The organism is Paracandidimonas soli (genome assembly GCF_004342005.1).
Classification (GTDB): Bacteria; Pseudomonadota; Gammaproteobacteria; order Burkholderiales; family Burkholderiaceae_B; genus Paracandidimonas; species Paracandidimonas soli.
In genome coordinates, this window is sequence record NZ_SMBX01000006.1 from 66,545 (window position 1) to 78,217 (window position 11,673).

Sequence of the window (11,673 nt, forward strand, 5' to 3'; positions counted from 1 at the left end):
CCGGTGATCCCGACATGCCTACAATGGCGGCATCGTGTACAGGGGAACCCAACCATGAGTCTTCAGCCGTCTTTTTCCGTTCGCATGCCCGTCCTGGCCTTCATGCTGGCGATCGCCTGGCAGGGGGCGAATGCGCAGCAGGCAATCCAGGCCGGCCAGGACCGGATCGAGTCCCTGCGCCTGTCTTCCGGCGGCGTGGCCGAGGTGCATCGCCGCATTTCGGTGGATGATGCGTCCAGCGTGCGCCTGAACGTGCCCGTGGCGCAGCTGGACGATCTGCTCAAGAGCCTGGTCGTGCGCGATCCGAACGGCAGCGTAACCGGTATCGTGCTGGATGGCCTGGCTCCTCTGGAAGAGACGTTCGAACATCTGCCGTTCGGTCCCGCCGACCTGCAATCCCCGGCAAGCCTGGCCGCCCGCCTGCCGGGAGCGGCCGTGCGGGCGACGTCCGGAGGCCGTACCGTGGAAGGGACGATTCTGGGCGTGACGGAAGCGGCGGACGCGTCCGTGGGAGAGGGCGGGCGACCTGCTCCGTTGCTGTCGGTCCTGGCGGCCGATGGCAGCGTGCAGACCTTGCGCCTTGGCAATGACAGCGTGATGGAAATACTGGACGAGGAGTTGCGCAACCAGTTGCAGGCGGCGCTTGCGGTCAGCCGGGAGCACCGCAACGAATCGGTCCGGAGCGTGAAGATTTCCCTGGACGGCAAGGGCAAGCGGGACATCGATCTGAGCTATGTCGTGGCGGCGCCCGTCTGGAAAAGCACGTATCGCCTGGTGACCGACGCATCGGGCAAGGCCAGGCTGCAGGCATGGGCCGTGCTGGAGAATGCCAGCGGGCAGGACTGGAAGGACGTGTCCGTGACATTGACCTCCGGAGCGCCGGTCATGCTCTCGCAGCGTCTGCTGCAGCGCTATTGGAACGATAGGCCTGAGGTCCCTGTCGCGGTGGGGGCGGCCGAAGCGCCGCGCGTGGACATGTTTGCCCAGATGGAACCCAGGGACAGGGCCGATGTGCAGATGGAGATGGAAGCACGCAGCAGCGCGAAGCGCATGGCCATGGCGCCTGCGCCCGCTCCCGCCATGGCGGCCAGCGCTTATGGCGGCGGGGCCGGCAGCGCCGGCGTTCCCGAGGCGGCGGCCCAGGAAGGCCAGACCAGCGTGAGCTATACCTTGCCGGCGCCGGTTTCGGTGGCGGCGGGGCAGACGCTGTCCGTGCCGTTCTTGGACGCCAGCCTGAAGGCGGAGCAGGTTTCCGTGTTCCAGGCGGATCGTGGCAAGGTGCACCCCGTGGCAGGCGTCTGGCTGAAGAACAGCACGGAAGGCAGCCTGCCGCCGGGTATTCTGACGGTCTATGACCAGCAAGCCGGCCACATCGGGGATGCGCAACTGGCCGGCCTGCCGGCGGGCGAATCCAGGCTGGTGTATTTCGCGGAAGACCGCAAGGTCGAAGTGCGCGCCGACACCAGGCCGCAGGAACAGGTGTCGGAAGTCAAGGTCAGTCAGGGCGTGCTGCACATCACGCGCCAGCTGCGCCGTGAAACCACCTATACGATCAAGGGCGCGTCGGATGCCGACCGGACCGTGCTGATCGAGCAACCCAGGCAGCAGGGGTGGGAGCTGAAGTCCGAATCTCTGGCAGGCAGCACCGCCGCGCATTATCGCCTCAGGGCGCAGGTGCCGGCCGCCGGACAGGCGCAGGTCAAGGCCGTGCTGCAGCGTACGGACGAGCAGACCATGCGGCTGCTGGATGCCGATGCCGACCGCCTGCTGTACTGGTCCGGCATCGCTTCGGACAGCAAGGCGGCTGAGCGGCTGAAGACCTTGGCCGACCTCAGGCGCGAGCTGGCCCAGGCCCAGCAGCGCGAGGCCGAGCTGGCCGACGAGCACGAGCGCATCGTCGCCAACCAGTCGCGCATCCGCGAAAACCTGTCCTCGGTTCCCGCCGACAGCTCGCTGGGCCAGCGCTACCTGGGCCTGCTGGCGCAGGAGGAAGACAGGATCGCCGCCGTGGCGCAGGAAGTGGAGCAGGCCCGCAAGCAGACGGCGGAGCGCCGCAAGGCCATGGAGACCGCGCTGGCGCAGTAGGGGCGGGGTGTCTGCCGCTATACTTTGCGGCATGACGCAATCCACCTACCGAATCATTTCCGCCTTGCGCATGCGCCAGTTCGAGTTGCTGTGCGTGCTGGCGGAAACCGCCAATATGCGGCAGGCGGCGGAGCGCTTGCATCTGAGTACCGCCGCCGTCAGCAAGAGCCTGGGGGAAATCGAGCACCAGTTGGGCATGACCCTGTTCGTGCGCCACGCGCGCGGGCTGGTGCCGACGGCGGCGGGCAGCACGCTGGTGCATCGCGCACGCGCCCTGCTGTCCGAAGTGGCGTTGCTGGCGGATGATTTGCGTGACGAGCGGGAGGGGCGGCACGAGGTGCTGCGCATCGGCGCGCCGCCGTTCGTGGCCTGGACCATGCTGCCCGGCGTGCTGTCGGAAATGCGCAAGGATGACGCCGGGCACTCCCTGCAGATCATCGAGGGCAGGCTGGCCGACATGCAGCAGCGGCTTATCAATCATGAGATCGATGTGCTGCTGACCATGAATACGCCTTCGGAGCTCGGGCAACTGGACAGCGAGAGGATCGTCATCCAGCCCATCTGCGACGAGCATTGGCTGGTGGTGTGCAGGCCTGGGCATCCGGCGCTGGCGGAGCTGGATGTCTCGCAGCCCGTCTGGCCGCAGCTTAGAAAGCAGGACTGGATATTGCCGCCGCGGCCGACGCAGTCGCGCATGATGTTCGAGCAGTGCCTGCTCGACCACGGCCTGGCGCCGATTGCGCCGGCGATCGAATCCACCAATGCCATCACCAACTTGAACCTGGCGCGCGCCGGGCATGGCCTGACCCTCATGGCGCAGCGCACGGTACAGGCCAATCTCGATGACGGCTCCCTGGTGCGCATCGATGCGCCTGGCCTGCCGGCTATCCCTATCGTGCTGGCGCACAAGATCGATACGCTGCGCCGGGAAACCGTGCAGCGATTCTACGAGGCTGCGCTCAGGCGATTAACCCGGAAGTAGGGAGGGGGCTTGCCTGCTTGCGCTCCGGCATGCCGCCTTGGTTTGTCATGCGGGGAAGGCTTCCCTGCTGGTGTCTTGACCGGAGTCACACCGTGGACCGGCGTTTCCCGCCAGCGCAGCCAGCGCCCGGGCATCGGGCAGCAGCGCGTCCAGCAGGAAGTTGGCATTGCGCAGGTCCCTGTCATAGACGATCTCCAGCACCGTGAGCGCGCTGCTGTGCGCGGTACAGGGGATGCCGGCCAGCTGCGCCAGGCGTTCTTGGAAAGCCAGGCCGAAGGGCATGTCTTCCAGCACGTACCTGTGTTCCAGGCGCTTGGGGCCGAGAGGGCCTTTGCCGGCGGCTTCGATGGCTGCGGCTATCTCATGCAGCGGACCGAGCGGGACATGGTAGGAGCGGTGATAGTGCTCCGCCAGCGAGCGCAGCGTGAAGCCGAAGTGGGCGCCGATGGCCAGCCGCTCGTCGTCCAGGCGCTGCGCCAGCCTGCCGACTTCGATGCCGAAGCAGCCGAACAGCGGCCAGTCTTCGCCGCGCACCATGCGGCTGAGGTTCGGGATGACCTCGGCCGCGTGCGCGATCGGATTGATGTTGGCGATGGCGCTGGCCAGCGGGCTGGCGTCCCTGACGAAGCGCGCGCCCAGCATGTGTTCGCTGGCTTGCAGCAGCGCCGCACCGTCTTCGGGCCGGGCGCTGGACAGCCCGATCGCGCCGCGCAATTCGTTCAGGTGCAGCCTGCCGTCCGCCTCGAAATGAGCAGTGGTGGCGGTCGTGCTCCAGCCGCCGACGCGCAGGCGCTTGCCGAGGGCCTGGGCCTGATCCGACAGCCAGAGCGTCACCAGCGACAGGGCGCTGCTGACGAGTACCGTCTGTCCGCTGCGCAGATGCGGCAATGCGTCGGGCAGGATGTCCTGGTACAGATTGCCGGGCAGGCAGATGATGATTTCATCGAAATCAGTCAGCAGGCCCAGATCGTCGAGCCAGTCTACGCAGACTTCCGCGTCCAGCGCCCCCTTGGTGCGGAAGTACGCCTTGCCGTTGTCGATTCTTACCCGGCTGCCCGTGGGCGACCACAGTGCGGCCTCGCGTCCCTGGGCGGCCATGTGAGCGGCGGTCGCGCAGCCGATCGGACCCGCGCCGAGAATGGCGGCTTTGCGCTTGGAAGCTGTCATGTCAATCCAGCGTGATGTTGCGGGATGAGATGATGTCTTTCCAGCGCTGCTGTTCTTCCGAGACATACTTGCCCAGGCCTTCCGGGCCCTCGTTGCGGGGAATCACTCCCTGGCCGGTCAGTTTGTCGAGCAGCGCCTGATCCTGCATGGCGGTATCGACGATGCCATGCAGTCGCTTCACGACGTCGACAGGCGTATCGATGGGGACGAACATGGCGAAGGTCGTCGTGGCCACGAAGTCCTTGACGCCGGATTCGCTCAGGGTGGGAACGTTGGGCAGCAGGTTGGAACGCTGCGTGCTGCTGACGCCCAGTGGGTTCAGGCGGCCTTCCTTCAGCAGCGGCAGCGCCACGCCCAGGTCCAGGAATGCAACGTCCACTTCTGATGCGGAGACCGCCACGGTAGCGGGCGAACCGCCCTTGTACGGGATGTGCGACAGGTTGATGCCGGTCAGGGCCATGAGCATTTCAGCCGCCATGTGGCTGGTCGAGCCATTGCCGCCGGAGGCCACGTTCAGCACGCCGGGCCGCGCCTTGGCTTTTTCCAGCAGATCCGACAGGGTCTTGATGCCGGAGTTGGGGCTGGAAACCAGCACCAGCGGGCTTTCCGCCACCAGGGAAACAGGCGCGAGATCGCGCTGCTGGTCGAAGGGCAGCGAGGGGTACAGATGAGGGGCGATGGCGAAGGTGCTGTTGGTGGCCAGCAGCGCGGTGTAGCCGTCGGCGCGCGACCTGGCGGCCTGGCTGTGGCCGATGGTGCCGTTGGCGCCGGCCTTGTTCTCGACGATGATGCTCTGGCCCGCGGCCTTTGCCATGGACTCGCCCAGTTGGCGCGCCAGCAGATCGGTCGCCCCGCCGGCAGACCATCCGACCACGATGGTGATGGCGCGGGAAGGAAACTCGCTGGCCGCCGCGGCGCCCTGAAATGCCGTGAACAATAGGCCGCAAAGCGCCATGACCGCGCGCCGATGAAGTGAACGCATGCTGCTCTCCTGTGTATGTGATTCAGTCTCGAAGCAGTGTATGCAGCACGGGCGGGAGGTCAAACCGAAAAGTATTCAAGAGGCGTTAACGAACGGTAGATGAGAAGACGATAGGTGTGATATTTCGCGGCGCTGTGGCTGGCAGGTATGGCTGCGTTCAACTAGGATATCGTCACCTACTGCGCAGGCCTGGCGGCATTTCCGCATCGCGGTGCCCAGCGTGATGATATACGCCCTAGTCTGCGGATTACACATTATCGCAAGCGCGCCGTGATTGCTTTCGACATTGAGACCAGAATGAAAAAGGACCTGCGCGCAACACGCAAGTCCTTGATTTCATTTGGAGGCGCAACTCGGAATCGAACCGGGGTACACGGATTTGCAATCCGCTGCATAACCACTCTGCCATTGCGCCGATGATACCCGTCTGGCATCCGGCGAACATCCATGATGTTCATGTCAGACCAAAGCGAGTAACGAAAAATTATACCTCATTTGGTGCAGAATTGCATGGCGTAGAGAACATGCATAAAAAAACCGGCGCTGCCGAGGCAGTGCCGGTTCGGTGTCCGCCGCTCCGCGAAAGAGCGGCGGGGAAGAGAGATTACTTCCAGACGGCCTGGCCGTTGCTGTCCTTGATCTCCGAGCTCCAGACCGAGCGGATCTGGTTGGTGACGGCTTCCGGCAGGGGCACGTAGTCCAGTTCAGTCGCCATGGCTGCGCCGTTCTTGAAGGCCCAGTCGAAGAATGTCAGGACGGCCTTGCCTTGCTCCGGCTTGTCCTGCGTCTGCGGCACCAGGATGAAGGTGGCGGCAGTCACGGGCCAGGAGGCGTCGCCCGGCTCGTTGGTCAGGACCACGCCCATGCCGGGCGCGCTGTTCCAGTCCGCGTTGGCGGCAGCGGCGGCAAAGGCTTCGCCGCTGGGCTGCACGAATTTGCCTGCGCTGTTCTGCAGTTGCGTCCAGGACAGGTTGTTCTGCTTGGCGTAGGCGTATTCGACGTAGCCGATGGAGTTCTGCAGCTGCGAAACGTAGGCGGCGACGCCTTCGTTGCCCTTGCCGCCCTGGCCGGTGGGCCACTTCACGGCCTTGCCTTCGCCGATCTTGGCCTTCCAGTCTTCGGAGACCTTGGACAGGTAGTTCGTCCACAGGAACGTGGTGCCCGAGCCGTCCGAACGGTGCACGATGATGATGTCGGCGTCAGGCAGTTTCAGGCCATTGTTGAGGCCGGTGATGGCGGGATCGTTCCAGCGCTTGATCTTGCCCTGGAAAATGTCGGCCAGCACGGGACCGCTCAGCTTGAGCGCGCCCGGCTCGATGCCGCGGATGTTGACGACGGGCACGGCGCCGCCGATGACGGCGGGGAACTGCACCAGCTTGTTTTCCGCCAGCTTGTCGCCGCTAAGGGGATCGTCGGTCGCGCCGAAGTCGACGGTCCTGGCGATGATCTGCTGCTGGCCGCCGCCCGAACCGATCGACTGGTAGTTGACCTGGTTGCCGGTGGCCTTGTGGTATTCGGACGCCCACTTGGCGTACAGGGGATAGGGGAAGGAAGCGCCGGCGCCCGTGATGTTGGCGGCCTGGACGCTCAGAGCCGCGGCGCTGAAAGCGGCGGCGATGGCGATTTTCTGGAAAGCGGATTTCAGCATTGTGCAATCTCCCACAGGGGTCGGTTGTGTGTTGTCGAGACCTGCATGTTAGAGAGCGCGAATGTCAGTTTCATGACGGTAATATTTCTGTTTTATGACCACGCGCCAAAGCGCAAGCCTCAGGCTTCGGTCCGAGGCCGGGCCAGGCGCTCGCCAAGGATGGATGTACTGCGGTTTGATCTGGCTCAGGAGATGGCGCGATGCCGTCGGGGGCATGGGGCCTTGAGCCTGTGTCATGAGGTACTATCCTGCCAGTCGGCGCTTGCCGCGGCAGGCGAGTCCGTAAAGCGGAGAATTGTTCAGTGAATGTCGATGTAGCGATCATTGGTGCCGGACCGGCCGGCCTTTGTCTTGCGCATGCCTTGTCCGGCAGCGGCTTGTCCGTGCTCATCGTGGAGCAGCAGGACCGAGGCGTGCTTGCGGATCCGGCCTTCGACGGCCGGGAAATCGCGCTCAGCCATCCTTCGCAGCGTATCCTGGAAAGCATGGGGATCTGGCAGCGGTTCGATCCGGCCGACGTATCCCTGCTGCGCGATGCGCTCGTCCTCGATGGGCCGGTGCCGAAATCCATGTTCATCAATGCGGGCGATGCAGGCCACGACAGGCTGGGGCACCTGGTTCCCAATCACCTGATCCGACGCCATGCATGGGAAGCGGTAGAACAGGCCGGCAAGGTCCAGGTCATGGACAATACCAGGGTGGATGCGATCCGGCAGGGAGGCGACAGCATGGAGCTGGCGCTGAACAATGGGCAGACGATATCGGCCAGGCTGCTGGTTGCGGCCGACAGCCGCTTTTCCGAAACACGCCGCCAACTGGGCATCGGTGCGCACATGCATGATTTCGGCAAGGCCATGATGGTGTGCCGTTTCGATCATGAGATTCCGCATAACCATACGGCGCTGGAGTGGTTCGGCTATGGGCAGACCATGGCTCTGCTGCCGCTGAACGGCAATTGCGTATCGGTTGTGCTGACCCTGCCGCAGCAGGAACACAAGGTCTTGATGGCGATGGACGATGCTTCTCTGGCGGACCATATTCGAGATCGCATGCAGAACCGCCTGGGCCGCCTGGCGGTCGCCAGTTCCAGGCACCTGTATCCCCTGGTCGGCGTCTACGCCAGCCGATTCCATGGACATCGCTTTGCGCTGGCAGGCGACGCCGCCGTGGGCATGCATCCGGTAACGGCGCACGGCTTCAATTTCGGTCTGCAGAGCGTGGAGCGCCTGGCCGGCGCGGTCAATGCCGCCCATGCTTCCGGGCAGGACATCGGTTCGCCCGCCGTGCTGGAGGCTTATGCCAAGGCGCATCGCAAGGGAACGCTGCCGCTGTATCTGGCGACATTCGCGGTCGCCAATCTGTTCACCAACGACCATAGGCCCATGCGCATGCTGCGCCGCGCTGCCCTGGCGGTGGCCGAGCGGGCGACCCCGTTCAAGCGAGCCATCATCGGCCATCTGACCCAGGCAAGGTAGGCGCGGCGGATTCTACTGCAGCAAAAGGGCCGCCAGGCTCAGAAGCCGCACAGCGCGGCAATGTTTTCCCATTGCAGCCGCAGGTCCGTGCTCAGGTATCCGGCAAAAGACAAGGCAAGAACGGCGGCCAGCAGCACCCAGCCCGCTGTGCGGAGGGCGCGCGACAGCTTGCGGCTGTCTTGTGGATGCTGTTGCGTGGTCATGTGCGTATCCCGATGATAGTAGGCAAGGTTTACCACGAATGCCGCTCCCGAGGCCAGAGGGCGATCAATGGGCCGGCGCCAGTTGCAGAGGTTTTTCACGGATGGGCAGGCACAGGGCCGCGGCCATCAGCGACAGCGCAATGCCCGTCATCCAGACGGAGTCGTAGTTGCCCGAGGTGCGATAGGCATATCCGCCCATCCAGACGCCGATGAAACTGCCGATCTGGTGGCCCATGAAGGCGATGCCCGACAGGGTGGCGGCATAGCGCAGGCCGTAGATCTGCCCGATCAGGCCCTGGGTCAGGGGGACGGTGCCCAGCCAGAACAGTCCCATCCATGCCGCAAATGCATAGAGGACGGCGGGAGACAGGGGCATGACGAGCAGCATGGCCATGCCGACTCCGCGCAAGGCGTAGATCGCGGCCAGCAGGCCTTTCTTGCTGCGATGTGTGCCCAGTTTGCCGGCGTAGAAGGAACCCAGCACGTTGAACAGGCCGATCAGCGCGATGGCGATGGCGCCGTGCGTGGACGACAGGCCTTTGTCCATGACATAGGCGGGCAGGTGCAGCGTGATGAATGCGGTGTGGAATCCGCAGACGAAGTAGCTCCAGAACAGGAAATGGAAAGAGGCATGTCCCAGCGCCTCCCGGATGGCGGCCGACAGGGATTGCGTCCCGGTGTGCGCCGCGGGACGGCCGCGCAGGATCCATGCCAGCGGAATGCCGGCCGCCACGAACATGGACAGGATCCACAGCGCGCCCGACCAGTCCAGGGTGGAAATCAGTACCTGTCCGGTCGGGACGATGGCGAACTGGCCCATGGAGCCTCCAGCGCTTGCAATGCCCATGGCCGTGCTGCGGTAGGCCGGCGGCACGGAGCGGGCGACGACCGGCAGGATGATGGGGAAGGTAGTGCCGGCCTGGCCGAGCCCCACCAGTACGCCCGCTGTCAGGTACAGCGTGAGCTCGTCGCCGGCAAAGCGCATGCCGATCAGGCCGGCGACGTAGAACAGGGCGCCGAGCGCGATGGTCTTGCCCGAACCGTAGCGGTCGGCCAGCACGCCCATGAAGATCGCGCCTGCGCCCCAGACCAGATTCTGGATGGCGAACGCCAGGGAAAAGACATCGCGTCCCCAGCCGAACTCCAGCCCCATGGGCTGCATGAACAGCCCGAAAGTGGCGCGCACGCCGAGCGAGAGCAGCACGATGAATGCGCCGACGAATACGATGCGCATTGAAAAGGATTCGGTCTGGGGTTGCATGTTGGTTCTGGTTTTCCGGGGGAGCGGGAGCCGCCAGGCTCGCATGCCCGAATAGTATCACCGTCCCCTGCGGAAAAGCCGCGGGCCCGAAAACAGGATGCTTTCGGGCCCGCGAAGTGTTGCGCGTCAGGCGCGCATGGCAGTTACTGCATGACTGGCATCAGGCTGCCGCGTCGGAGGTTTTGTTGGTCTTGCGGGCAGCCAGCCAGCGGCCCACGACGACGATCAGGACTGCGCCGGCGACTTCGGCGGCGATCTTGAACGCAGTGGAGGGTTCGCCGAACCTCTCGACCAGGAAGATATCGGTCACCAGCATGCCGCCGGCGATCCAGCCCAGCAGGGCGGCGCCGAAGGTGACGACGAGCGGGAAGCGGTCGATCAGCTTCAGGACCAGCGTGCTGCCCCAGATGATGATGGGCACGCTGACGACCAGACCGAAGATCACGAGGCCGATCTGGTGGTCGGGGTGCGCGCCCTGGGCGGCGCCCGCGATGGCGATGACGTTGTCCAGGCTCATGACGAAGTCGGCGATGATGATGGTCTTGATGGCCGACATGATGGTCGCGCCGCCCTGGATGTTGTCATGGCCCTCATCCTCGGGAACGAGCAGCTTGATGCCGATCCAGACCAGCAGCAGCGCGCCGACGATCTTCAGGAACGGGATGGAGAGCAGTGTGAGCGCGAAGGCGATAAGGACCACGCGCAGGATGATGGCGCCGGCGGTGCCCCAGAGAATACCCTGCATGCGCTGTTTCGTCGGCAGGTTGCGGCAAGCCAGCGCGATGACGACGGCATTGTCGCCGCCCAGCAGGATGTCGATCAGGATGATCTGAAATACGGCAGCCCAGCTCAGGGTTTGCAAAAATTCAAGCATGAAGATTCCTGGAAAAGGTGTGTGATTTGATGCCTTTTGGGTAGCGCCTAGGCAAAAAAAAGGCCTGTCACCGGCGGGCACAGACCTTTTTCTCTGGATGGAGATAGACCTTTGCCCTTGGGTGGCAAGGTCTTGCTTGCAACATGCTGGATGTTGCCCGGACACCGGGCGCAGCCGCCCTAAGACCGCTGACCGTAATGACGATGCCTCGGAAGTAAGCTACTCCCCTTGATAGGCGCAAAGTTTATTCGACTGCGGATAAAAGTCAAGCTGAAATAGCGGAATTTAGGGAAGATACTGATGTGTTAGCGAGATGTTGTCGCCTGATCGGGAATTTGTGCAAAACCGCGCGTCGCCGGCATCTCCGGTGCGGGAGGGCTCACCAGTCCCCAGGAAAAGGGGTTTCCACCCACTCTCCGGGTTGCAGATCTCTCAGGGACCATGGACCGATACGGGTGCGGACCAGCCGCAGGGTGGGCAGTCCCACGGCGGCGGTCATGCGCCGCACCTGGCGGTTGCGCCCCTCGCATATGGTCAGTTCCAGCCAGTGCGTCGGCACGGTCTTGCGAAAGCGTACCGGCGGGTTGCGCTCCCATAGGTCGGGAGGATCGATGGCGCGCGCTTCGGCGGGCAGGGTGGGGCCGTCTTTCAGGATCACGCCCTGCCGCAGTTTCTGCAGCTGTTCCTGCGAAGGCGTGCCTTCCACCTGAACCAGATAGGTCTTGGGCTGCTTGTGCCTGGGATTGGAGATGCGGGCCTGCAGCCGTCCGTTGCTGGTCAGCAACAGCAGTCCCTCGCTGTCGTAATCGAGTCTTCCCGCCGGGTAGACGCCCGGGACTTTCACGAAGTCGCCCAGTGTCTTTCTCCCCTGGTCGTCGGTGAACTGCGTCAGTACCTGGAACGGCTTGTTCAGCAGCAAGAGGCGAGGGCGGACTGGAGGCATGGCGGAACCTGCGGCACGAAGAGAGGGCAGGATACCACCCTTCTTCGTGCTGT

General features: G+C 64.2%; 10 protein-coding genes, 1 tRNA gene and 1 pseudogene. 4 read left to right on the top strand and 8 right to left on the bottom strand.

Annotation, left to right across the window (positions count from 1 at the left end):
• Positions 1–54: 54 nt before the first annotated feature.
• Both EV686_RS12480 and EV686_RS12485 read left to right on the top strand, forming a co-directional pair.
• Positions 55–2,085, top strand: a complete 2,031-nt coding sequence (locus tag EV686_RS12480) for a DUF4139 domain-containing protein (protein ID WP_132477280.1) — start codon at positions 55–57, stop codon at positions 2,083–2,085.
• A gap of 31 nt (positions 2,086–2,116) precedes the next feature.
• On the top strand, positions 2,117–3,067 hold the full coding sequence (locus EV686_RS12485) for a LysR family transcriptional regulator (RefSeq protein WP_132477281.1): 951 nt from the start codon (positions 2,117–2,119) through the stop codon (positions 3,065–3,067).
• A gap of 45 nt (positions 3,068–3,112) precedes the next feature.
• On the opposite strand, the gene EV686_RS12490 is transcribed toward EV686_RS12485, so the two are convergent.
• Entirely contained in the window at positions 3,113–4,234 is a 1,122-nt protein-coding gene (locus EV686_RS12490; RefSeq protein WP_165972594.1) for an NAD/NADP octopine/nopaline dehydrogenase family protein, read from the bottom strand.
• Between the two features lies 1 nt (position 4,235).
• Complete coding sequence (locus EV686_RS12495) at positions 4,236–5,216, bottom strand: Bug family tripartite tricarboxylate transporter substrate binding protein (RefSeq protein WP_132477283.1); 981 nt, start codon at positions 5,214–5,216, stop codon at positions 4,236–4,238.
• Positions 5,217–5,384: 168 nt separating this feature from the next.
• Between EV686_RS12495 and EV686_RS19130 the strand changes: the two are divergent.
• Positions 5,385–5,507, top strand: a pseudogene (locus tag EV686_RS19130) (type II toxin-antitoxin system RelE/ParE family toxin); the annotation flags it as partial.
• Positions 5,508–5,557: 50 nt separating this feature from the next.
• Here EV686_RS19130 and EV686_RS12505 read toward each other — a convergent pair.
• Both EV686_RS12505 and pstS read right to left on the bottom strand, forming a co-directional pair.
• Positions 5,558–5,631: transfer RNA gene (locus tag EV686_RS12505), tRNA-Cys, on the bottom strand.
• A 189-nt stretch (positions 5,632–5,820) separates the two neighbouring features.
• Complete coding sequence (pstS, locus tag EV686_RS12510) at positions 5,821–6,864, bottom strand: phosphate ABC transporter substrate-binding protein PstS (protein WP_132477284.1); 1,044 nt, start codon at positions 6,862–6,864, stop codon at positions 5,821–5,823.
• A 302-nt stretch (positions 6,865–7,166) separates the two neighbouring features.
• On the opposite strand from pstS, the gene ubiM reads away from it, so the two are divergent.
• Positions 7,167–8,339: a 5-demethoxyubiquinol-8 5-hydroxylase UbiM gene (ubiM, locus tag EV686_RS12515; RefSeq protein ID WP_132477285.1), complete on the top strand. Its 1,173-nt coding sequence runs from the start codon at positions 7,167–7,169 to the stop codon at positions 8,337–8,339.
• A gap of 38 nt (positions 8,340–8,377) precedes the next feature.
• Here ubiM and EV686_RS18600 read toward each other — a convergent pair whose 3' ends face one another.
• From EV686_RS18600 to EV686_RS12530, 4 genes are all read right to left on the bottom strand, one after another.
• The gene (locus tag EV686_RS18600) at positions 8,378–8,542 is read right to left on the bottom strand and encodes a hypothetical protein (RefSeq protein WP_165972595.1); all 165 of its coding nucleotides are present in this window, start codon (positions 8,540–8,542) and stop codon (positions 8,378–8,380) included.
• A 64-nt stretch (positions 8,543–8,606) separates the two neighbouring features.
• A complete protein-coding gene (locus EV686_RS12520; RefSeq protein ID WP_132477286.1) occupies positions 8,607–9,803 on the bottom strand; it encodes an MFS transporter in 1,197 nt (398 codons plus the stop codon).
• 160 nt (positions 9,804–9,963) lie between these two features.
• A complete protein-coding gene (locus tag EV686_RS12525) occupies positions 9,964–10,677 on the bottom strand; it encodes a TerC family protein (RefSeq protein WP_132477287.1) in 714 nt (237 codons plus the stop codon).
• 379 nt (positions 10,678–11,056) lie between these two features.
• Positions 11,057–11,620 carry a pseudouridine synthase gene (locus EV686_RS12530; protein WP_132477288.1) on the bottom strand — a complete coding sequence of 188 codons (564 nt, stop codon included), beginning with the start codon at positions 11,618–11,620 and terminating at the stop codon, positions 11,057–11,059.
• Positions 11,621–11,673: the final 53 nt, after the last annotated feature.